The 20,647-nt window shown below is 67.0% G+C and carries 21 protein-coding genes; 10 read left to right on the forward strand and 11 right to left on the reverse strand.

The window, feature by feature from the left end:
* Positions 1 to 8 precede the first annotated feature (8 nt).
* Positions 9 to 1,484 (forward strand): glutamate synthase subunit beta, encoded by a 1,476-nt coding sequence (locus J2X21_RS00905; protein WP_310323730.1) that lies wholly within the window; start codon positions 9 to 11, stop codon positions 1,482 to 1,484.
* A gap of 12 nt (positions 1,485 to 1,496) precedes the next feature.
* On the opposite strand, the gene J2X21_RS00910 is transcribed toward J2X21_RS00905, so the two are convergent.
* From J2X21_RS00910 to J2X21_RS00940, 7 genes are all read right to left on the reverse strand, one after another.
* Positions 1,497 to 1,931 (reverse strand): hypothetical protein, encoded by a 435-nt coding sequence (locus tag J2X21_RS00910; RefSeq protein ID WP_310323732.1) that lies wholly within the window; start codon positions 1,929 to 1,931, stop codon positions 1,497 to 1,499.
* A gap of 212 nt (positions 1,932 to 2,143) precedes the next feature.
* A complete protein-coding gene (locus tag J2X21_RS00915) occupies positions 2,144 to 6,382 on the reverse strand; it encodes a pilus assembly protein (RefSeq protein ID WP_310323735.1) in 4,239 nt (1,412 codons plus the stop codon).
* A 29-nt stretch (positions 6,383 to 6,411) separates the two neighbouring features.
* Positions 6,412 to 7,056 carry a PilX N-terminal domain-containing pilus assembly protein gene (locus J2X21_RS00920; RefSeq protein WP_310323737.1) on the reverse strand — a complete coding sequence of 215 codons (645 nt, stop codon included), beginning with the start codon at positions 7,054 to 7,056 and terminating at the stop codon, positions 6,412 to 6,414.
* A complete protein-coding gene (locus J2X21_RS00925; protein WP_310323740.1) occupies positions 7,053 to 8,111 on the reverse strand; it encodes a PilW family protein in 1,059 nt (352 codons plus the stop codon). The genes J2X21_RS00920 and J2X21_RS00925 overlap by 4 nt, the downstream gene beginning before the upstream one ends.
* Positions 8,108 to 8,596: a type IV pilus modification protein PilV gene (gene pilV / locus J2X21_RS00930; protein ID WP_310323744.1), complete on the reverse strand. Its 489-nt coding sequence runs from the start codon at positions 8,594 to 8,596 to the stop codon at positions 8,108 to 8,110. The genes J2X21_RS00925 and pilV overlap by 4 nt, the downstream gene beginning before the upstream one ends.
* Positions 8,596 to 9,219, reverse strand: a complete 624-nt coding sequence (locus tag J2X21_RS00935; RefSeq protein WP_310323745.1) for a pilus assembly FimT family protein — start codon at positions 9,217 to 9,219, stop codon at positions 8,596 to 8,598. Before J2X21_RS00935 ends, pilV begins: the two co-directional genes overlap by 1 nt.
* Positions 9,213 to 9,644, reverse strand: a complete 432-nt coding sequence (locus J2X21_RS00940; protein ID WP_310323748.1) for a type IV pilin protein — start codon at positions 9,642 to 9,644, stop codon at positions 9,213 to 9,215. Before J2X21_RS00940 ends, J2X21_RS00935 begins: the two co-directional genes overlap by 7 nt.
* A 299-nt stretch (positions 9,645 to 9,943) precedes the next feature.
* On the opposite strand from J2X21_RS00940, the gene J2X21_RS00945 reads away from it, so the two are divergent.
* From J2X21_RS00945 to J2X21_RS00970, 6 genes are all read left to right on the forward strand, one after another.
* On the forward strand, positions 9,944 to 10,759 hold the full coding sequence (locus tag J2X21_RS00945) for an ABC transporter ATP-binding protein (protein ID WP_310323751.1): 816 nt from the start codon (positions 9,944 to 9,946) through the stop codon (positions 10,757 to 10,759).
* A 73-nt stretch (positions 10,760 to 10,832) separates the two neighbouring features.
* Entirely contained in the window at positions 10,833 to 11,609 is a 777-nt protein-coding gene (gene mlaE / locus J2X21_RS00950; RefSeq protein WP_310323753.1) for a lipid asymmetry maintenance ABC transporter permease subunit MlaE, read from the forward strand.
* 19 nt (positions 11,610 to 11,628) lie between these two features.
* Entirely contained in the window at positions 11,629 to 12,123 is a 495-nt protein-coding gene (mlaD, locus tag J2X21_RS00955) for an outer membrane lipid asymmetry maintenance protein MlaD (protein ID WP_310323756.1), read from the forward strand.
* Positions 12,123 to 12,998: an MlaA family lipoprotein gene (locus J2X21_RS00960; protein WP_310323757.1), complete on the forward strand. Its 876-nt coding sequence runs from the start codon at positions 12,123 to 12,125 to the stop codon at positions 12,996 to 12,998. The genes mlaD and J2X21_RS00960 overlap by 1 nt, the downstream gene beginning before the upstream one ends.
* A gap of 56 nt (positions 12,999 to 13,054) precedes the next feature.
* Positions 13,055 to 13,690, forward strand: a complete 636-nt coding sequence (locus J2X21_RS00965; RefSeq protein WP_310323760.1) for an MlaC/ttg2D family ABC transporter substrate-binding protein — start codon at positions 13,055 to 13,057, stop codon at positions 13,688 to 13,690.
* 2 nt (positions 13,691 to 13,692) lie between these two features.
* Complete coding sequence (locus J2X21_RS00970; RefSeq protein WP_310323762.1) at positions 13,693 to 14,007, forward strand: STAS domain-containing protein; 315 nt, start codon at positions 13,693 to 13,695, stop codon at positions 14,005 to 14,007.
* A 56-nt stretch (positions 14,008 to 14,063) separates the two neighbouring features.
* Here the strand turns inward: J2X21_RS00970 and J2X21_RS00975 are convergent, their stop codons facing one another.
* Both J2X21_RS00975 and zwf read right to left on the reverse strand, forming a co-directional pair.
* Positions 14,064 to 14,924, reverse strand: a complete 861-nt coding sequence (locus tag J2X21_RS00975) for a MurR/RpiR family transcriptional regulator (protein WP_310325409.1) — start codon at positions 14,922 to 14,924, stop codon at positions 14,064 to 14,066.
* A 2-nt stretch (positions 14,925 to 14,926) separates the two neighbouring features.
* Positions 14,927 to 16,372 carry a glucose-6-phosphate dehydrogenase gene (zwf, locus tag J2X21_RS00980; protein ID WP_310323764.1) on the reverse strand — a complete coding sequence of 482 codons (1,446 nt, stop codon included), beginning with the start codon at positions 16,370 to 16,372 and terminating at the stop codon, positions 14,927 to 14,929.
* Positions 16,373 to 16,492: 120 nt separating this feature from the next.
* Here zwf and tal point away from each other — a divergent pair, with 120 nt between their 5' ends.
* The 3 genes from tal to J2X21_RS00995 are packed head-to-tail and all read left to right on the forward strand — an operon-like array spanning position 16,493 to position 19,675.
* Positions 16,493 to 17,434, forward strand: a complete 942-nt coding sequence (tal, locus tag J2X21_RS00985; RefSeq protein ID WP_310323767.1) for a transaldolase — start codon at positions 16,493 to 16,495, stop codon at positions 17,432 to 17,434.
* A 1-nt stretch (position 17,435) separates the two neighbouring features.
* Positions 17,436 to 19,058 (forward strand): glucose-6-phosphate isomerase, encoded by a 1,623-nt coding sequence (gene pgi / locus J2X21_RS00990; protein ID WP_310323769.1) that lies wholly within the window; start codon positions 17,436 to 17,438, stop codon positions 19,056 to 19,058.
* Positions 19,055 to 19,675 carry an HAD family hydrolase gene (locus J2X21_RS00995; protein WP_310323771.1) on the forward strand — a complete coding sequence of 207 codons (621 nt, stop codon included), beginning with the start codon at positions 19,055 to 19,057 and terminating at the stop codon, positions 19,673 to 19,675. The genes pgi and J2X21_RS00995 overlap by 4 nt, the downstream gene beginning before the upstream one ends.
* Here J2X21_RS00995 and J2X21_RS01000 read toward each other — a convergent pair.
* Positions 19,665 to 19,874, reverse strand: a complete 210-nt coding sequence (locus J2X21_RS01000; RefSeq protein ID WP_310323773.1) for a DNA gyrase inhibitor YacG — start codon at positions 19,872 to 19,874, stop codon at positions 19,665 to 19,667. The two genes, J2X21_RS00995 and J2X21_RS01000, sit on opposite strands and share 11 nt — an antisense overlap.
* Positions 19,871 to 20,626 carry a cell division protein ZapD gene (gene zapD / locus J2X21_RS01005; protein ID WP_310323775.1) on the reverse strand — a complete coding sequence of 252 codons (756 nt, stop codon included), beginning with the start codon at positions 20,624 to 20,626 and terminating at the stop codon, positions 19,871 to 19,873. The genes J2X21_RS01000 and zapD overlap by 4 nt, the downstream gene beginning before the upstream one ends.
* Between the last annotated feature and the right edge of the window lie 21 nt (positions 20,627 to 20,647).

The following is a 20,647-nucleotide window of genomic DNA, read 5'->3' on the forward strand; positions in this document are numbered from 1 at the left end:
GAAGAAGCATGGGGAAAGTCACCGGCTTCATGGAGTACGAGCGCCTGGAAGAGGGCTACGAGCCCGTCACCGCTCGCGTCAAGAACTACAAGGAATTCGTCATCGCGCTGAACGTTGACCAGGCCAAGCAGCAGGGTGCCCGCTGCATGGACTGCGGTACGCCGTTCTGCAACAACGGCTGCCCGGTCAACAACATCATTCCGGACTTCAACGACCTGGTCTACAAGGGCCGGCCGGAAGACTGGAAGAACGCGATCGCGGTGCTGCACAGCACCAACAACTTTCCCGAGTTCACCGGTCGCATCTGCCCCGCGCCCTGCGAGGCGGCCTGCACGCTGAACGTCAACGACGACGCGGTGGGCATCAAGTCCATCGAGCACGCCATCATCGACCGCGCCTGGGCCGAGGGCTGGGTCAAGGCCCAGCCGGCCAAGCTGCAGACGGGCAAGAAGGTCGCCATCGTCGGCGGTGGCCCCGCCGGCCTGGCGGCCGCGCAGCAGTTGGCGCGTGTGGGCCACAGCGTCACCGTGTTCGAAAAGAACGACCGCGTGGGCGGCCTGCTGCGCTACGGCATCCCGGACTTCAAGATGGAGAAGTCCCACATCGACCGTCGCGTCGAGCAGATGAAGGCCGAGGGCGTCGAGTTCCGCACCGGCGTGCTGGTCGCCGCGCTGCCCGAGGGTTCCAAGGTCACCAACTGGGCCAAGGAAACCATCTCCGCCGACGAGCTGAAGAGCCAGTTCGACGCCGTGCTGCTGACTGGCGGCGCCGAGCAGTCGCGCGACCTGCCCGTGCCGGGCCGCGACCTGGCTGGTGTGCACTTCGCGATGGAGTTCCTGCCGCAGCAGAACAAGGTCAACGCCGGTGACAAGCTGAAGAATCAGATCCGCGCCGACGGCAAGCACGTCGTCGTCATCGGCGGCGGCGACACCGGCAGCGACTGCGTCGGCACCAGCAACCGCCACGGCGCCAAGAGCGTCGTGCAGTTCGAGCTGATGCCCCAGCCGCCCGAAGTTGAAGACCGCCCGCTGACCTGGCCCTACTGGCCCATCAAGCTGCGCACCTCGTCCAGCCACGAAGAGGGCTGCGAGCGCGAGTTCGCCATCGCCACCAAGGAGTTCCTGGGCGAGAAGGGCAAGCTGACCGGCGTGAAGACCGTGCGCCTGCAATGGCAAGGCGGCAAGATGACCGAGGTCGAAGGCAGCGAGCAGATCCTGAAGGCCGACCTGGCCTTCCTGGCGATGGGCTTCGTGTCGCCGGTGGCCACCATCCTGGATGCCTTCGGCGTCGACAAGGATGCGCGCGGCAACGGCAAGGCCAGCACGGAAGGCGGCAACGCCTACAAGACCAACGTCGACAAGGTCTTCGCCGCCGGCGACATGCGCCGCGGCCAGAGCCTGGTGGTCTGGGCCATCCGCGAAGGCCGCCAAGCCGCTCGCGCGGTGGACGAATTCCTGATGGGCTCGACGACGCTGCCGCGCTGAGCGGCGCCGCGATCAGCGCGCGGGCAGGGCCTGCGCGCTGTCGTCCGGGTTGGTGAGACAGCGTGTCGGGCCGTCCGTGCGCCAAGACCAGGTCGGTGAGCGCTGCTCAGGCCTGAAGTCCAGCTGCAGGCAATGGTGGCGCTCGGCGTCGCCTGCTGCGGTGAACCGGGCGTCCGCCACGGCCCTGCGGCCCAGCTTCTCGAACGCCGCCGGGGCTTCGGCCGGCCACATGGCGGTGGCGATCTCCTGGATCTGTCCGGCGCTTCCGACGCTGACATGCACACGCACCTGGACGCCGCCATCGGGCAGGGCGGCATCCGGGAATGGGAGCTGCGGCGGAGCGTCGTCGAACGTGGGCGGTGTGCTGTCGGCTTCGGCGGCCCGCGGCAGTTCCGAGGCAGCGGGCTGAGGCGCGGCTGCAGCCGGCACGACGGCTTGCGCCTCCAATGCAGTCTCAGGCTCGGGAATGGCGGCGTGAACCGTTGGCGCTGGCGCCACCAGGTTGAAGCGGAGCAAAGTCTGCGGCCCAGCCGAAGCAGTCGGGGGCGCCTTGCCGCCGGACTTCACTGGCGGAGCCAGCAGCGCGGAGTGGCCGAGCACGGCAAGCAGCGCGCAGAAGACCACTGCTCTCGGCAGGGCCGGGCCGGTCGGCGAGGGGGTCAATCCTGCAGTAGATCCCGCCATGACACGCGGCGCGTGGGCTTGATGGTGGGGTCGAAAGGCAGGGGCAACTGCTTTTCCTCGCCGTTTTCCAGCGTGACGATGCCGGTGACCTTGCCGGTGGGATCCTTGACGGGCTCAAGCGTCGTCGAGCGTGCATCGGCAATCACCGTGGTTTGCGCCGCGCCGGTCCTGTAGTCGAAATAGTTGGCCCAGCTGGTGCCGCCAGGCTTGCACTGGCTGCTCGATCCAATCACGTTGGAAATCACCACGAGCGTACCGAGTACCAGCACGGGGTCACCGTAGACGCGCTCGCTGATGATCGGCAGGTCGACATACCAGCCGCCATCCGTGGCCAGGTTCACGGCATTGACGGACGTGGTGGTGCGGATGGGCTTGCCGGCCTCGCACCACCTGGTGCCCGACGCGCAAGTGCCGTTCACCAACGTCTGCTTGACAAAATTGCCGCTGGCACGCACTTCGCCGTGGCCGGTGGCGCCAAGATCATCCTTGATCGCATAAACGCTCTGCACAGTAGTGTCGCTGGAGTCGGTCTCACCCAGGAAGCGCCCTGTGGCGACGTAGACCATTGCCTTGCGATTGGCCTCGCCCAGTTCTGGCCGCGTCGTGACCGGCTGTGTCTGGTTGGACGCGTTCTTCAGCACTCCCAGCAACATGGCGTCATAACCGGCCACACCGACAGTGTTGTTGATATCGAACCGCCAAACGTTGCCCAGGTTGTCTCCCCCATAAACGCGCTCGATGGTGTTGTCCAGCGAGGACTTCTCGACCCAGCCACGGATCTGGCCCAGACCCGCTGGCGTCGCGGTGCTGCCCGCGCTGGTTGCGATGCCTACACCGCCACCTCCGCTGCTGATGCCGGCGATGGGCACGCCGGTGGCCGCGTTCAGCACGAACAGGCGGCCCTTGCCGTCGCCGGGGCTCACGTTGTTGTAGCCCGAAGGTACGACCACGACCCAGGTGCCGTCGCGCAACTTGCCGATTTCAGGCTTGCCGAAGGTCAGGCCCAGGTTGTCATTGGTGAACTCCCACATGGCCTTGGGTGCCGCCGGATCCGTGATGTCCAATGCGTAGTAGGCCCGCCCACCAGCGCCCAGGCCGCCCACCAGGATGGTGCGCCATTCGGTGCCTACCTTGACGTCCTGCACCAGTGGCGTGGCGTCGACGAAGTACTGGTGCTTGATGGCGTAGTCCTTGTCCGCCAGCTTGTAAAGATTGGGCAACACCGCTGTGGGCACATAGGCCCAGACTTCTTCCCCCGTGTCGGCATTGAAGGCGTGCAGCATGCCGTCATTGGCGCCGACATAGACCATGCCTTGTCGTGCGCGGCCATTGAAGTCGGCGTAGCCCTCATCCGCGTACTTCACCAACTGCTGCTTCACATAGACGGCTTCAGAGTTGACGATGTCGCCCAGCAGATGCACGCGCTGGCGGAAATACTTGGTGGCGTCGGTGCCCTCATTCGTCCGTACGCCGCGCAGGAAGCTGACCAGCGGTTCACCGGGGGCAGCATCCTGGTCCGTCGTCGACAGGCAGGTGGGCGGGCCGCTGCAGAACTGGCTCAGCGAGCGGCCCGTCGTCGTGATCCAGGTCTTCTCGAAGTAGGCCTTCTCGGTGGCGCTCATCTCCCCCCAGGCGAAAGGCTTCAGCTTGGTGGAAGAACTGGCCGAGAACATGAAGATGTTGCGCGAGGTCTTCGCATCAAGCAGCGGCCGCGCCTCCCACAGCGTCGTGTCCAACGTGCCCGTGTCGATGTTGATGGCCTTGGCGATGAGCTCACCGTGCCACTCCGCCGACTTGAACCGTGACAGGAACACGAAGTTATCGGTTGCGGTGATGTTGGGGTTGCTGGTGGCGGCCGCAGCGGCGGCGGCCACACGGCCGCCGATGGAGTTCAGTGCTGAGGACAGGCCTTCCTGCAGCGCCGTCGGACTGGCGGCGCTGAAATAGGTTCCGCCCCCGTTCACGGCGGCGTGCCACATGTCGTCCACAGCGGTCAGCGTGTTGCTGACGGGTATCGGCCAGTTGCACACGCCGCTGGTCTGCCAGCTGCAGACACCGGCACCGGGGTTCGCGGTCTCGCCGTTCTTCACCGCATTGAAGTCGGGGGCGCCGGCGCTGAGGTAGTTCTTCTGGAACTGCATGTAGCCCGACACACCCAGGCCCAGCGTGAAGGTCATCATCGTCTGCGCGCGGTTCAGCTCATCGTCGTTGCCGCAGACGTCGGCGCCCGTACCGCTGCCGCTGATGCAGGTGCCGCTTCCGCTGGTGCCGGTGCGCAGGTCGTTGTTCTTGTAGTAATAGGCCACGTCGGCCAACGTGTTGCTCGTGGCGTTGCCGTCCAGCATCGGCCGCTCGACGTCCGTGCCCGAGTCCAGGTCTCCGATGGCGGTGGAGCCATCCTTGCGGGTTGGCGTAGAGGTCTCGTTCCAGAACCCGTCGGTCGACAGGATCGCGACATTCTTCTGGCACGAGTACTGCATCGGATCCTTGACCGTCACGCCGTGCAGCGATGTGCCGTTGTAGGCGCCTGCAAACAGCCGGCCGGCCTTGGACAGCGCGGTGCGCAGCGGCGTCGAATTACCGGTTTCGGCGGCAAACAGCTTGGCGAACCAGTTCGAGCGCTGTGACGTCTCGAACGTTTCGAGGTTGAGGAGATCTCGGCCCGTGTTGTTGTTGATGCTCATGTAGCCCATGCGACGATTGGAACCAACGTCGTTGAACGCCAGCGAGGCCGCGGACTTCATGGTCTGCATGCGCGAGTGGTAGTAGGTCCACCAGTTCGCGAAGTTCGTCATTTCTTCGTCATAGGTGCAGGTGCTTCCCGCGCAGTCCTTGCGATTCGCGCCCTTCGGGAAGGTCTTGCCCGACATGATCTCAACGCGCTCGAAGCGGCCGGCGTAGGTGCCGGCCTCGGTGGTCACCGGCGCTGCGTAATCGCTGCCGAAAGGACCGGCGCCAGTGGTGGGGGTGAACGTGCAGGTCGAACCGGACACCGTGGTCAGCGTCGCGTAGCCGCCCGCGAGATCACCCGCGGAAACCGGGGCGGTAATCGTCAGCGTTCGGCTGCTTCGCGCGATCGTCCAGCCGGTGCCGGTCCTGAACTGGCTCGCGATGAAGCTTGCCAGCGTCGACGAGCTGTTAGTGCGGTCGGTGGCGCCGGTCAGCATCTCGACGCCGCCGATCTTCAGCGATCCGACGCCAGTGGTCCGGCTTCCGCTGCAACCGCTGACGGTCATGGTAAAGCTCATCGACGAGCCGCGACCAGGCGAACCGGCAACGCCTGCTGTGAAGAACTTGGTCGGAAAGCGAGCATGCCGGAACACATCGGTGCGCGTGGCCTGGCAGGCGTTGGCGACCGGCGATGCGGCACGGGCATTCGCGTCTGAATTGCACCAGCGCACGGGGGCCGGGATAGTGAACGCGCCGGCTGCTGCCGGACGGCAGTCGCGCAAGTCGACACTGGAGCAGTACTCTGCCGTGTGGATCCTGTAATAGTGCGGACCGAACGTGCGTGCCTCCGTGGTGGCGGCGTCAGGTGCGCCGGTGGCGACCCGTCCGCTGCCGGTGGCCTGCACCGCGCGGAATGTCGTGTAGGCCTTGCCCCCCACCGTGCCCGGCAGCACGTAGTTGTCGTTGCGCAGGCAGTCCGAATAGCTGGTGTCGGTGCACCATTCGGTGTCGGGGAACTGCGTCGTCAGATCAATCGTGTAGATGTTCTGAATGTTGTACGCGTCGTTGCGCACCAGGGTCCAGCCGCCCGTGGCGCCGCGAGTCTGGCTGGCCCACGAGGTGCCATCCGAACGCACCGGTGGCTTGTACAGCGTGTTGGGGTCGTATGCGAGGCCGTTGAAGCCATAGGCCAGGAACGGTGCTTGGCCGCGAGATGTGCCGAACGGCGGCGCACTCAAGTAGCAAGCCGCGGAGCTGTTGCCGTTGATGCAGCAGGTGTTGGCGAAGTTGCCGCTGTTGGTCGGTGTGGCACCTGTGCTGCGGCACAGCTTGGGGTCGGGGTCGCCGTCGCCGTTCACGTGATCGGGCAGGAAGTCAAAATTCATCGAGCCCGAGTCGTCGAGGATGAACAGCACGTTGGCCCGCACCGCGTCAGGGTTGGCAACGATCAGCGGATGCTGCGAGATGTCGGTCATCGCGGCGCTGGCGGGCAAGGCCAGTGGCGCCGCGAGCAACAGTGCAACGAGGTGGGTGGTGCGGAACATCATGTGATCCTCTTGCATGGAGGGCCCGGTCAAATGGAGACCACGGCCTGAATGAAGCTGGTGGCGTTGCGCGGCCCTTGCACGCGCACGGTGATGCGGTAATACACGGAAGTGGCAATTTCTAACTTTGGATCGGCGCCCTTGCTGCAGCCGTCGCACGTGAGCTCGTCCGGTGATGCCTCGCAATTGGCACCGTCAGGCCGGCCCTCAGCGCTGCAGAGGCGATGAATGGCAAAAGCCACGTTGTTGCCCGTGGCATCCGTGCCAAGGTCGTTGACGCGATTGCCGGCGACAAGCGTCTGCCAGAAGTTCTCCCAGCTTTGGCCTACGCCAGGTTCGGCGCGCGTGGCGCTGTAGTGGTAGGCGGCGGACCCGGCGCCTTTGACGGCATGCCTGTAGAGCACCTCCGACGGGATCGGCGCCGCACTGGCGGCTCCGCCAGGGGCGGGGACGGTGGCGCGTGCCTGCTGCTCCAACCAGGCGACCGCACGCTCCACTCCCACTTCGGCGGCCTGCACTGCAGATTGCTGGTAGGCAAGATTGCCGGCGACGCGGTTGCTGGCGAACACGCCACGCATCAGCCCAACTGCCGCCAATGACAGTGCCGCCAGCACGATGAGCGCCAACACGAGCACGAGGCCGCGCTGAGGGGGGCGGTGAAGATGTGTGTTCATGGGCATGGTGAAAACACCGGTTCGGAGGCGGCCGGGGCGTTGCGCAGCGGTACCGTGGTTTCGAAGGTCTTGTAGCGGTAGCGCTGCCAGTCGGCGCCCGGCGGTGTCAACGGCGCGGATGCGCCGCCCGACCAACTCGGAGCGCTGGCCGTCACGTCAGCGGTGTCCGGCTGGCGGCTGCGTGCCACGATGGCCAGGCGCACGCCCACGACGCGTTCCCAGCCGCAGCCCGCCGGCACGATGCCGGTGGGCGTGGTGGTGTCATAGGCATCGACAAAGCCATCCCGCGGCACGGTGGTGTCACGCGCGTACTCCGCGCGCAGGCCGACCACGCTATCAGCCACCTCGTTCCAGTTCGCTGCAGCGACACTGGCGCAGTTCTGTGCCGTGAAGTCGCATACGGTCAGCCGGTTGTTGCGCACGGCATAGGCCAGGAAGCGCGGCGCGCGGCCGAGGTTGTAGAGCACGCCGTTGGAGGAACCAGCGACGCCGAGGGCGACTGTGACGCTCGAAGGCGTGGGATCGCCGGCGACGCTGGTCAGCGTCAGATTGCAGGGCGCGGCCCGGGTCTGCGGCGTGGCGACCACTCGCTGGCCAGGGCGGTAGGAGAGCGAGCCGGGCACTACATAGGTAGCCGGGCCAGGCTGAGTGCCGATCAGTCCGCCCTCAGGCGATCCCCAGCCATCGCCATAAGAAATGACGATGGTGTCGGTGTTGTCGTCGCCTTCGGCCACGACGTCGGTGGGCGGGTTGATGATGACAGGCGCCAAGCTGCGAATGTTGCGGCCACCGCCCAGGTCCAACTGACACATCAGCAGTCGGGGCGACATCAGCCCCTGGCCGGCCTGGCGCAGTTCGCGCTGCAGCAGGCTCAGTGCGATGGCGCCCGTGGTCTGCGCGTCGTCGCCGCCGCTGGTCGTGCGGCGTTGACCTTCCGAGACACGGAATACCTGTGTCACGACCAGCACCGCCGCCATCGCGACGACGATGCCTACCAGCAGTTCGACCAGGCTGAAGCCGCGAACCCGCAACAAGGTGGAGTGCTGTGGCTTCATCGGATTTCGTTGGTCAGCACGATGTTGTGGGCGGGATCCGCGGCGGGCTCGCCAGGCGCCTTCCAGCGCATGGTGACCGTCACGCGGGTACTGGAGGACAACCCGGTGGCAGGTGCGCTGGCTCCGGCCACGATGGCATTGAGCGGTGCCAACTCGACCAACTCGACCGTCGGAGGGTAGGTGTCGGCACCGGGCAACTGCGTGATGACGCGAGACCTCCAAGCCAGGTAGTCGGCGCCACCACCGCCGCTGCTCTTGAAGCGCGTGTTCAGCGTCGCGTAGACATTGCTGGCCAGTCGCATCTGCCCCAGCAGTTCGTTGGCCAGCAGCGTGGCGTCCGCGCGGTACTTGGTATGGCCCGACTGCTTGGCTGCCGCGGCCTGCAGGCCCACCAGGCCCAGCACGCCCAGCGAGAAGATCAGGAGCGCGATCAGCACTTCGAGCAGCAGCACGCCGCGCTGGCGATGGCGAAATGAGGTCTTCATCAGCAGGCCTGCGGATCGCCGGCGGCGATGCTGGGGTTGCACATACGGACCTGTCCTGCGGGTGAAATGGCGACGCGCAGGCAGGTCACCTTGCCGCCGGCGGCGGCACAGGTGCCACCTCCGGAAGGCGTGATCTCGATATTGATGTTGGCAGCCGCCGCCGCGCCGCCAAGCGGCACCTGCCGCCCCAGGCCGTTGAACACGACCTCATCCGAATCAGAGACGACCTGGACATTTCCTCCGGCTTCGGACGCGGCACGGATCTGCAGGATGCTGGGCGCGACCGTATCGCTGGGAGCCGAGTTGCACTGGTTCACGACCGAGTCCGCATCGGCATCCGCATCCACGACGTCGACCACCCAGTTGGCCGCGCGGGCGTCACGCACGCAATCGGCGCCCAGCGAGGTCGTCAGCTGGAAGCGCACGCGCGTGTTGCGCGTGGTGGCTTCGCTCTTGGCGTACTGCAGTCCGGCGAGCAGGCTTTCAGCCGTGGCGCGTATGCGTGCGCCGGCGATCCACGGGCCGAAGTTGGGCGCCGCCACGGCCATGATGATGGCCATGATGACGACCGCCACCATGACCTCGATGAGGCCCACACCGCGTTGGACGGGTGAGGTCAGCACGTGCCGTCCTTCTTGGTGACCCAGCAGGTGCTGGAGCCCGTCCAGCCAGTGGGGGCGGTGGTGGTCTTGGCGCCGGCCTGGTTGACCGTGTAGGTGAAGCCCGTCATGGAACTCTTGCCCGTGGCGGCCAGCGTGAACCCGGTGGCCGTGGCGGATGTGCAGGCAAAGGTGAAGTACTTGCTGGTCTCGACGTCGTTTCTGCAGCCCGGCGCGTCGGCGTAGGTGCGGTTGTCCAGGAAGAACTGTTCAATCTGCACCTGCTTGGTTGCGAGTGCCGATGTGGCATCCGGGATGCGCCCGCGCGTCACGTACTGGGTGTATTGCGGCACGGCGACCGCCGCCAGGATGGCGACGATGGCCACGGCGATCATCAGCTCGATGAGCGTGAAGCCGTGGATGGCGTTGGGGCGGTGCAGGCGTCGCATGGTGGTATGGGCTGATCAGGTGCTGTGTATTTTGGTGTCGGGTCTCGCCGTGTGGTTACCGCTCGTCGCAGCGCCGCGAACGCTGGTCGCGGCTGGATCGCGATTCGTGAACTGGCTCACGGATGGCGATCCAGGGCGTGGTTTCAAGCGGTTGATGAAGGCAAGCACACGTAACAGCGCTGCTGGGTGCGGTCGACACCTGGCGGGCTTAGGGGGCATTGCTCAAAGCGTCGGCGGGCGACCTCGGTGTTTCCCCTATCATGCGCCCTTCGTTTTCCGCCTGGCTCTAGCCCGAACGCGTGACTTCCCTGGCCGCCTCACCCCCTCTGATCGAACTTCGCGACGTCAGCTGCGGCTATGGCGACCGCGTGATCCTCGATGGCGTCAACCTGAAGCTGGAGCGCGGCAAGGTGCTGGCGCTGATCGGCACGTCGGGCGGCGGCAAGACCACGGTGCTGCGCCTGCTGGGCCGCCAGCTGCGGCCGCTGTCGGGGCAGGTGTTGTTCGACGGCCAGGACCTGGCGCCGCTGGACCTGGCCGGCCTGTACGCCGTGCGCCGGCGCATGGGCATGCTGTTCCAGTTCGGCGCGTTGTTCACCGACCTGTCCGTGTTCGAGAACGTGGCCTTCCCGCTGCGCGAGCACACCGATCTGCCCGAGGCCATGATCCGCGACCTCGTGCTGATGAAGCTGAACGCGGTGGGCCTGCGCGGAGCGCGCGACCTGCTGCCTAGCGAGATCTCCGGCGGCATGGCGCGGCGGGTCGCGCTGGCGCGGGCCATTGCGCTGGATCCCGATCTGGTGCTGTACGACGAGCCCTTTGCCGGCCTGGATCCCATCTCTCTGGGCGTGGCCGCCCGGCTGATCCGTGACCTGAACGACGCGCTGGGGCTGACCAGCGTCATCGTGTCGCACGACCTGCACGAGACCTTCGCGATCGCCGACCACGTCGCGATGGTGGCCAACGGCCGCATCGTGGCCCAGGGCACGCCGGACGAACTGCGCCGCAGCGAGGATCCGCTGGTGCGTCAATTCGTCGGCGCCGAGGCCGATGGGCCCGTGCGCTTCCACCAGCCGGCCAAGCCTGTGGCCGAGGATTTCGGGGTGTCGCCATGAGCGCCGCACGGCCGTCCGAAGGCGCTCAGCTCCCGCTTGGCGGGACAGCGCGTAGCGCGAAGGGTGCATCATGATGGCGCTGGCCACCCGCATCGGCGCCGGCGTGCGCCTCAAACTGGCCGACATCGGCGCGGCGGCGCTGCTGTTCTTCAGCCTGCTGGCGCGCTCGCCCAAGGCGTTGGCGCGCTTCGTCCTCGTGCGCGAGCAGGTTTTCCACCTGGGCAACAAGTCGCTGTCCATCATTGGCGTGTCGGGCCTGTTCGTCGGCTTCGTGCTGGCGCTGCAGGGCTATTACACGCTGCAGCGCTATGGTTCCGCCGAGGCCGTGGGCCTGCTGGTGGCCTTGAGCCTGGTGCGCGAGCTGGGGCCGGTCGTCACGGCGCTGCTGTTCGCGGGCCGGGCCGGCACGTCGCTGACCGCCGAGATCGGTCTGATGAAGGCCGGCGAGCAGCTGACCGCGATGGAGATGATGGCGGTGGACCCGGTGCAGCGCGTGCTGGCGCCGCGCTTCTGGGGTGGTTTTATTGCCATGCCCTTACTTGCGGCAGTCTTCTCGGCGGTGGGCATCATCGGCGGCTGGCTGGTGGCCGTGCCGCTGATCGGTATCGACGCCGGCGCGTTCTGGTCGCAGATGCAGGGCGGCGTAGATGTGTTCAAGGACGTCGGCAACGGCGTCGTGAAGAGCCTGGCCTTCGGCGTGACGGTGACCTTCATCGCGCTGCTGCAAGGCTATGCCTGCCGGCCCACGCCCGAGGGCGTTTCTGCCGCCACCACACGTACCGTGGTGCTGTCGTCCCTGGCCGTGCTGGGCCTGGACTTCATGCTCACCGCGATGATGTTTTCGATTTGATTGGAGTCAGGGAGTACACATGCAAGCCTCTCGACATGACAGCTGGGTGGGCCTGTTCGTGCTGCTGGGCGGCGCGGCCTTGCTCTTCCTGGCGTTGAAGGCCGGGAATCTGCTCAGCCTCAATTTCGACGCGACCTACCAGGTCACGGCGCGGTTCGACAACATCGGAGGGCTCAAGCCCAATGCCGCGGTGAAGAGCGCGGGCGTGGTCGTAGGGCGGGTTGAGTCCATCGCCTTCGACGACAAAACCTTCCAGGCCAAGGTCGTCATCAACTTGAACAAGGCGACGCTGTTCCCCAAGGACAGCTCGGCCAAGATCCTGACGTCGGGCCTGCTGGGCGAGCAGTACATCGGCCTAGAGCCCGGCGCCGACGAGAAGAACCTGGCCGGCGGCGACATCATCCGCCAGACCCAGAGTGCCGTCGTGCTGGAGAACCTGATCGGTCAGTTCATCAACAGCAAGGCGGCCGACATGGGCAGCACCGCCGCGCCGGCCTCGGGAGGCAAGCCATGATGGCCCGCTGGATTCGCACGTTGGCGCTGTTGGCCCTGGTGGCGGGCCTGACCGGCTGCCAGACCGTCAAGGGCGTGGGCTCGCGGGTGGAGCGCGCCGTCGACAAGGTCATGGGCTCCAAGGGCCAGCGCATGGACCCGTGGGAGAACTGGAACCGCAAGGTCTTCGCGTTCAACGAGAAGCTGGACGAGCATGTGCTGAAGCCAGTCGCCACGGCCTATGCCGAACTGGTGCCGTCGCCGGTGCGCACCGGCATCGACAACTTCTTTGGCAACATCGGCGACGCGTGGTCGGCCGTGAACCTGGTGCTGCAGGGCCGTTTCAAATCCGGCGTGGAGCAGGGCATGCGCTTCGCCGTGAACTCGACGCTGGGCCTGGCCGGCGTGCTGGACATCGCCACCGAGGCCGGTCTGGAAAAGAACAGCCAGGACTTCGGCAAGACGCTGGGCCATTGGGGCATGGGCACAGGTGCTTACATCGTCTGGCCGGTGTTCGGCCCGTCGTCGGTGCGGGACTCGCTGGCGCTGCCGCTGGACTGGAAGGCCTCGCCTGCTGTCGTCTTCGACGATGGCAGCAAGAAGGTGTTCATCACGTCGCTGAACGTCATCAACACGCGAGCCAACTTCCTGCGTGCCGGCCAGATGCTGGAAGGCATTGCGCTGGACAAATACACCTTTTACCGGGATGCCTATCTTCAGCGCCGCGGCAGCTTCGATGATGACGACGAGGTCGAGGTGCTGGTGCCTGGCAATGGCGCCTCGGCGCCGGCGGGCGCCGCATCCGCGCCCGGCGATGCCGCCTCGGCACCGGAGGCTGCGGCGTCGGAGCCGACCGTGAAAAAGCCCGCTGATCCCGCTTCCGCGGCTTCGCGGTGAACCAAACCCGGGGCTGGCGCGTTGAGCGACGGTCCTAGTACGGAGAAAGAGATTCCATGACTCTGCTGACTTCCCTGCGCCGCCTGCTGACCGTGGCCACCTTGGGCCTGGGCCTCGTGCACGCCGCCCATGCGGCCGACGCCAGCGCGCCCGACCAACTGATCCGCGGCCTGTCGCTGGAGACCATCGAGGCCGTCAAGGCCGACAAGGACATCCAGGCCGGCAACATCAACAAGATCATTGCCCTGGTGGATGCCAAGGTGATGCCGCATGTGAACTTCCAGCGCATGACGGCGTCCGCCGTGGGCCGTTTCTGGCGCCAGGCCACCCCGGAGCAGCAGACCAAGCTGCAGGCCGAGTTCAAGACGCTGCTGGTGCGCACCTACGCCGGTGCGCTGACGCAGGTGAAGGACCAGACCATCGGCCTGAAGCCGCTGCGCGCGCAACCCACCGACACGGAAGTGGTCGTGCGCACCGAGATCCGCGGCAAGGGCGATCCCATCCAGCTGGACTACCGCCTGGAGAAGAGCGGCGCCGCCTGGAAGATCTATGACGTCAATGTGCTGGGCATCTGGCTGGCGGACCAGTACCGCAACAGCTTTGCCCAGGAGATCGGCGCCAACGGCATCGACGGCCTGATCAAGAGCCTGGCCGACAAGAACGCCAAGGCCGGCCTGCCCAGCAAGAGCTGATCTTGAGCGGCTTGAAGCTGCCCCAGCGGCTGCGAATGGACGGCGCGCGCGCCGCATGGGCGCAGATGTCACCGGCCCTGCGCGCCGAGGCGGCCCAGGTGCTGGCGGCGGCCGGGCGTGAGGTGCGGCTCTCCGCCGCCGGGTTGACCGACTTCGACTCGTCGGCGCTGAGCCTGCTGCTGTCGGCCGCGCGCCAGTGCCGCGAACAGGGCGCCGTGCTCAAGCTGGACGACGCGCCCGACAAGCTGCGTGAGCTGGCCCGCGTGTACGGCGTGGCCGAGTTGTTGTGGGGATCCAGCCCGGCTGCATCAGCCTGAATCACAAAAAGACAAAGCCCGCCGAAAGGCGGGCTTTGTTGTTTCCGGGGGCAGGTCTAGCCTGCGTAGCGCTTCGCGCGCAGGTTCTTCTTGATCTCCTGCAGCGCGGGCCGCAGGTGCGGGCCCAGCTTTAGCGCGACGCCGGTGGTCAGGATGTCCACGGCGATCAGGTGCAGCAGCCGCGACACCATGGGGCTGTAGCGGTCGAAGTCCTCGGGGTGGTCCACCGCCAGCAGGATCTGGCTGGGTCCCAGCGCCAGCTGCGCCAGCGGCGACGCGCTGGCCGTGATGATGATGATGGTCGCACCCTTCTTGCGGGCGATCTCGGCGGCGTCCAGCAGGTCGCGGCTGCGGCCCGAGTTGCTGATGATGACCGCGCAGTCGCCCGGCTGCAGCATCGTGGCGCTCATCAGCTGCACGTGGCCGTCGCTGGTGGCGACGGTGTTCACGCCCAGGCGGAAGAACTTGTGCTGCGCATCCTGCGCGACGATGCCCGAGTTGCCCACGCCGTAGAACTCGATGCGCTTGTTGTGGCGGGCCGAATCGGCCAACGCCTCGATGGCGCGCTCGAACGCATGGCTGGCGGCATCGTTCCGGTAGTGCAGCAGCGCCGCGACTGCGTTGTCAACGACCTTCACGATGATGTCCGAAGGCTTGTCGTCTTCGTCCACCGCGCGGTGCACGAAGGGCACGCCCTCGTTGACGCTGCCGGCCAGCTTCAGCTTGAAGTCGGCCAGGCCGTCGTAGCCGACGCTGCGGCAGAAGCGCACGACGGTGGGCTTGGACACATGGGCCCGGTCGGCCAGCTCGCTGACGGGCAGGCTGGCGAAGCTGCGCGCGTCGGCCAGCAGCAGCTTGGCGACGCGTTGCTCGGCCGGGGGGAGGGCGGGCAGGGCCGCCTTCACTCGCTCCAGGATGCTCATTGCTCTTCTGCCCAGCTGAAACCGTCTCGGGCCACCAGCGCGCTTGCGGCTGCGGGGCCCCAGGAGCCGGCGGAGTAGGGGCGCGGGCCGCTCGCGTCGGCGGCCCAGGCGTCCAGGATGGGCTCGACCCAGCGCCAGGCCTGCTCCTGCTCGTCGCTACGCACGAACAGGTTCAGGCGGCCGGCGATGGCGTCGAGCAGCAGGCGCTCGTAGGCGCCCACGCGCTGCGTGGCGAAGGCCTTGTCGAAGTCCAGGTCCAGGGACACCGGCGTCAGCTGCTCACCGGCGCCCGTGCCCTTCTGGGCCAGCAGTTGCAGCTCCAGGCCGTCCTCGGGCTGCAGCTTGATGACCAGCCGGTTGGCCTGGCCGCCGCCCGGGAAGATCTTGTGCGGCACGGGGCGGAAGTTGATGACGATCTGCGCGTCGCGCTCGGCCAGCCGCTTGCCGGTGCGCAGGTAGAACGGCACGCCGGCCCAGCGCCAGTTGTTGACCTCGGTGCGCAGCGCGACGAAGGTCTCGCAATGGCTGTCCGGCGGCACCTTGACCTCGTCCAGATAGCCCGGCACCGACACGCCCTCGACATTGCCGGCCCGGTACTGGCCGCGCACCACGTCGCGGCCCACGCTCTCGGGCGTGAAGGGCTTCAGCGAGCGCAGCACCTTGAGCTTCTCGTCGCGGATGGCGTCGGCGTCGTTGCTGGAGGGTGGCTCCATCGCGATCATCGTCAGCAGTTGCAGCGCATGGTTCTGGATCATGTCGCGCAGCGCGCCGGTGCCGTCGTAGAACGCGCCGCGCGTGCCCACGCCCAGGCGCTCGGCCAGCGTGATCTGGATGTTGGCGATGCTCTCGCGGCGCCACAGCGGCTCGAACAGCGCATTGCCGAAGCGCAGCGCCATCAGGTTCTGCACCGACGGCTTGCCCAGGTAGTGGTCGATGCGAAAGGCCTGGCTCTCGGCGAACACGCTGCGCACCGCGCGGTTGATCTCCTGCGCGCTGGCCAGGTCGTGGCCCAGCGGCTTCTCCAGCACCACGCGCACCTTGTCGTGGTTCAGGCCCACGGCGCCCAGCTGATGGCAGATGCCGGTGAACAGGTGCGGGCTGGTGGCGAGATACAGCACCACGGTGTCGGCGTTGCGCGCGTCCAGCCAGTCCTTCAACGTCTGGTAGCTGTCCGGCTTGGACAGGTCCATGCACAGGTAGTGGATCAGCGCGGCGAACTTCTCGAACTCCTCGTCGCTGGGGCGCTTGGCGCCATCCACCTCGCGGAAACGCTCCTTCAGCCACTCGCGGTAGCGTTCATCCGTCTGCTCGTCACGCGCGACGGCGAGAATTCGTCCGCCTTCGGGCAACTTGCCGTGCCGGAAGGCCTGGAAGAGCGCGGGCATCAGCTTGCGCCATGTCAGGTCGCCGGTACCGCCAAAGAACACGAGATCGAAGGACATCGGAAGCGTCTCCAGGCCAGGCCCACGCAGGGGGCGCTAACCGTTGTGTAACTAAGTTTCGTGAAATACTATGCAGCAGTTTCTTCGCGGGGTCAATCCGCGATCCGCATGAGGCAGTCCATGAACCAGCTCGACCAGCTCAAAGCCCTGACCACCGTCGTTGCCGACACCGGCAATTTCCTGCAGCTCGCGCAGTTCGCTCCGCGCGACGCGACGACCAACCCTTCGCTGATCCTGAAGGCCGTGCAGTCGCCTGACTACGCGCCGCTGCTGAAGGAGACCGTCGACGCCCACCGCGGCAAGCCGCTGGACGAGATCGTGGACCACGTGCTGGTGCGCTTCGGCCTGGAGATCCTGAAGGTCGTGCCGGGCCGGGTGTCCACCGAGGTCGATGCCCGCCTGTCCTTCGACAAGGCCGCCAGCCTGTCGCGCGCGCGCCGAATCATCGGCCTGTACGAAGCCGCCGGCATCTCGCGCGAGCGCGTGCTGATCAAGCTGGCCTCGACGTGGGAAGGCATCCAGGCCGCCGCCGAACTGGAGCGCGAAGGCATCCGCTGCAACCTCACGCTGCTGTTCGCGTTCGCGCAGGCCGTCGCCTGCGGCGAAGCCAAGGTGCAGCTGATCTCGCCTTTCGTGGGCCGCATCTACGACTGGTACAAGAAGGCTGCCGGCCCGAGCTGGGACGAGGCGGCACAGGCCGGCGTCAACGACCCGGGCGTGAAGTCCGTGACGCAGATCTACGCCTACTTCAAGCAGCACGGCATCAAGACCGAGGTCATGGGCGCGAGCTTCCGCAACATCGGCCAGATCCAGGCGCTGGCCGGCTGCGACCTGCTGACCATCAGCCCCGACCTGCTGGCGCAGCTGCAGGCGACGGACGCCAAGCTCGAGCGCGCGCTGGACCCGGCCAAGGCGCTGAATGTGCCCGCCATCCATCTGGACGAGGCGGCCTTCCGCTTCGCGCTGAACGAGGATGCGATGGCCACCGAGAAGCTGGCCGAGGGCATCCGCCTGTTCGCCGTCGACGCCGGCAAGCTGGACAAGCTGATCGAGGCCGCCTGACATGACGAGCCGCTGCGACCTCTCTCCCGTCTGGGCCGAACTGCAAGCCCACTACGCCGCGAGTGGTCGCGGCTTCGACATCCGCGACGCCTTCAAGACCGATGCGGGCCGCTTCGGTGCGCTGTCGTTCGAGGCGCCCGAGGTCTTCGCCGACCTGTCCAAGAACCGCATCGACGCGCCCACGCTGGCGCTGCTGCTGAAGCTGGCGCGCGACTGCGGGCTGGAAGCCCGCCGCGACGCGCTGCTGCGCGGTGACCCGGTCAACCACACGGAAGGCCGTGCGGTGCTGCACACGACGCTGCGCGCGCCGGCGGGCAGCGATGCGCCGTTCAACGCCGAGGTGCAGGCGTCGCTCGATGCGATGCTGGCCTTTGCCGACAGCGTGCGCCGCGGTGAGCGCGGCCAGATCACCGACGTGGTCCACATCGGCATCGGCGGCAGCGACCTGGGCCCGGCCATGGTCGTCCAGGCGCTGCAGGCCTTTGGTCGCCGTGACCTGAAGCTGCATTTCGTCTCCAACGTCGACGGGCACGACCTCGCGCCCGTGCTGGCCGGTCTGGACGCGAAGCACACGCTGTTCGTCATCGCGTCCAAGACCTTCACGACGCAGGAGACGCTGGCCAACGCGCAGGCCGCCAAGGCTTGGTTCCTGGCCGCCGGTGGCACCGATGTCGCGCGCCATTTCGTCGCGACCAGCAGCAACACGGCGGCCGCCGCGGCCTTCGGCATCGACACGGCCTTCGGCTTCTGGGACTGGGTGGGCGGCCGCTACTCGCTGTGGTCGGTCATCGGCCTGCCCATCGCCGTCGCCGTTGGCGCCGACAACTTCCGCGAACTGCTGGCCGGCGCGCATGCGATGGACCAGCATTTCGCGTCCGCTCCACTGGAGCAGAACCTGCCTGTGCTGCTGGGCCTGATCGACATCTGGTACCGCAATTTCCACGGCTTCACGAGCCGCAGCGTCGCGCCTTACCACCAGGGCCTGCGCCGCTTGCCGGCCTATCTGCAGCAGCTGGAGATGGAAAGCAACGGCAAGGGTGTGGACCTGGACGGCAACGCGTTGTCCATTGGCACGTCGCCCGTCGTGTGGGGCGAGGCCGGCACCAATGGCCAGCATGCCTACTTCCAGATGCTGCACCAGGGCACGGACGTGATTCCCGTCGAGTTCATCGCCGTGAAGCGCCCCAACCATGGCGCCAGCGGCGAGCTGGCCGAGAAACTGGCCGACCAGCACCGCAAGCTGCTGGCCAACTGCCTCGCTCAGAGCCAGGCGCTGATGCAGGGCAAGACGGCCGCCGAGGCGCTGACCGAGAAGGCGCCCACCGCCTCGGCGACGCTGGACCGCGACGTGCTGTCGCGCCACCGCAGCTTCCCGGGCAACCGCCCCAGCACGACGCTGGTGCTGGACGCGCTGACGCCGCGCTCGCTGGGCGCGCTGATCGCGCTGTACGAGCACCGCGTGTTCGTCACCGGCGCGCTGTGGGGCATCAACAGCTTCGACCAGTGGGGCGTGGAGCTGGGCAAGGCGCTGTGCAACCAGTTGCTGCCGCGGCTGGAGAGTGGCGACGCCGCGGGCCTGGATGGCTCCACGGCCGGCCTGTTGCAGCGCCTGACCGCCGCATGAAGATCGTCTTCGACTTCGGTGGCGTGGTGTTCCGCTGGCATCCCGCCAGCTTCCTCGCGCGCGTCCTGCCGCATCGCATCGAGACGCTGGAGCAGGGCGCCCAGGCGGCGGCGATGTTCTTCCAGCAGTACGGCGGCGACTGGGGCCTGTTCGACCAGGGCTTGATTGGCGCGAATGAGGTGGTGCGGCGCATCTCCGCCCGGACCGGCTGGTCGCGCGGCGAGGTGGAGACCGTCGTGCGTGCGGTGCCGGATGAGCTGATGCCTATTCCCGGTACCGTGGTGCTGATCCGCGACCTGAAGGCGGCGGGGCACACGCTGCACTTCCTGTCCAACATGCCCGAGCCTTACGCGGATCACTTGAGCCGGACCTACCCGCTGGAGGAGTGGTTCGAGTCCGGCCTGTTCTCGGGGCGCACGAAGCAGATCAAGCCGGGCGCCGAGATCTTCGCGATGGCCGAGCGGCGCTTCGAGGCCCAGCCTCAGGACCTGCTATTCCTGGACGACCATCCCGCCAACGTCGACGCGGCGCTGGCGCGGGACTGGCAGGCCTTCCTGTTCACCGATGCCGCGAGCGCGCGGCGCGAGCTGGTGTCGCGCCGGCTGCTCAATGCATGACTTCTCCGGGTCCGGATTCGTCCGGATCCTGCGGCGGCGTGGCCGGCACGCGGAAGGACTCGCTGGCCCAAGCGCCCAGGTCGATCTGGCGGCAGCGTTCGCTGCAGAACGGCCGCCAGCGGTTGCTGGGTGCGAACACGCTGTCGCCGCTGCACTGCGGGCAGCGCACGATGCGTTCCTTGGGCTTCGCCTCACTCATGCGCACAACGTCAATTCGAAGCCCGTGTCCTCGGCGGCCAGCTTGAGCCGGCCTTCTTCGTCCTGGCGCATCAGCCGGATGGACACCATCAGGCGATGGCCCGAGATCTCGGGGATGAGACCCAGGCTGGGGTCCAGCCGCATGCGCAGCAGCTGGTAGACGCGGCCGGCGGGCAGGCTCTGCTGGAACTGGCCCGCGGTTGCGGCGACCTTGTGCGGGCTGCCGGCATCGCGCAGCAGGCCCAGCAGCACCTGCAGGGCTTCGGCCAGCGGCATCAGCGACTGCGCCCAACTCATCAAGTCCTTGCGGCGGCGCACCGGCAGCAGTTGCTGCCAGTGGTAGTAGGCCGGCAGGTCGAACTCGCAGGTGCCGCCGGGGATGCTGATGCGGCTGCGTATGCTCATCAGCCAGTCGTTGCTGGTCAGCGCCACGCCGGTCTTGCCGCTCACCGCGTTCAGGCGCTGGAAGGCGCCGTCGATGCGGGCGACGACTTCGTCCAGCCGAGATTCGTCCAGGCCGGGGCTGCCGCGGTAGCTGTTGAACTGGGCCTTGTGCTTGTCCAGTTCCTTGAGCAGGTCGCTCTTCAGGTCAGCGCGTGACGCGACATCCAGGATCTCGAACAGCGTGACCAGCGCGAAGTGGTGATCCAGCGTGGTCTCGCGCGCCATCAGCGCGCCGAAGCGGTCGAACAGGTGTTCGAGGCGGAGCATCGTGCGGATGCTCTCGTTGAACGGATATTCGTACAGGACCAAAGGGTGCCTCGGGATGGACTG

Source organism: Roseateles asaccharophilus (assembly GCF_031458115.1).
Lineage (GTDB): Bacteria > Pseudomonadota > Gammaproteobacteria > Burkholderiales > Burkholderiaceae_C > Pelomonas > Pelomonas asaccharophilus_A.

Coding starts and splice junctions, on each gene's coding strand:
- J2X21_RS00965 (WP_310323760.1), top strand. CDS start 13,055: ATGACTCTGCTGACTTCCCTGCGCCGCCTGCTGACCGTGGCCACCTTG.
- mlaD (WP_310323756.1), top strand. CDS start 11,629: ATGCAAGCCTCTCGACATGACAGCTGGGTGGGCCTGTTCGTGCTGCTG.
- zwf (WP_310323764.1), bottom strand. CDS start 16,372: ATGTCCTTCGATCTCGTGTTCTTTGGCGGTACCGGCGACCTGACATGG.
- tal (WP_310323767.1), top strand. CDS start 16,493: ATGAACCAGCTCGACCAGCTCAAAGCCCTGACCACCGTCGTTGCCGAC.
- J2X21_RS01000 (WP_310323773.1), bottom strand. CDS start 19,874: ATGAGTGAGGCGAAGCCCAAGGAACGCATCGTGCGCTGCCCGCAGTGC.
- mlaE (WP_310323753.1), top strand. CDS start 10,833: ATGGCGCTGGCCACCCGCATCGGCGCCGGCGTGCGCCTCAAACTGGCC.
- J2X21_RS00915 (WP_310323735.1), bottom strand. CDS start 6,382: ATGTTCCGCACCACCCACCTCGTTGCACTGTTGCTCGCGGCGCCACTG.
- pilV (WP_310323744.1), bottom strand. CDS start 8,596: ATGAAGACCTCATTTCGCCATCGCCAGCGCGGCGTGCTGCTGCTCGAA.
- J2X21_RS00920 (WP_310323737.1), bottom strand. CDS start 7,056: ATGAACACACATCTTCACCGCCCCCCTCAGCGCGGCCTCGTGCTCGTG.
- J2X21_RS00940 (WP_310323748.1), bottom strand. CDS start 9,644: ATGCGACGCCTGCACCGCCCCAACGCCATCCACGGCTTCACGCTCATC.
- J2X21_RS00905 (WP_310323730.1), top strand. CDS start 9: ATGGGGAAAGTCACCGGCTTCATGGAGTACGAGCGCCTGGAAGAGGGC.
- pgi (WP_310323769.1), top strand. CDS start 17,436: ATGACGAGCCGCTGCGACCTCTCTCCCGTCTGGGCCGAACTGCAAGCC.
- J2X21_RS00995 (WP_310323771.1), top strand. CDS start 19,055: ATGAAGATCGTCTTCGACTTCGGTGGCGTGGTGTTCCGCTGGCATCCC.
- J2X21_RS00960 (WP_310323757.1), top strand. CDS start 12,123: ATGGCCCGCTGGATTCGCACGTTGGCGCTGTTGGCCCTGGTGGCGGGC.
- J2X21_RS00925 (WP_310323740.1), bottom strand. CDS start 8,111: ATGAAGCCACAGCACTCCACCTTGTTGCGGGTTCGCGGCTTCAGCCTG.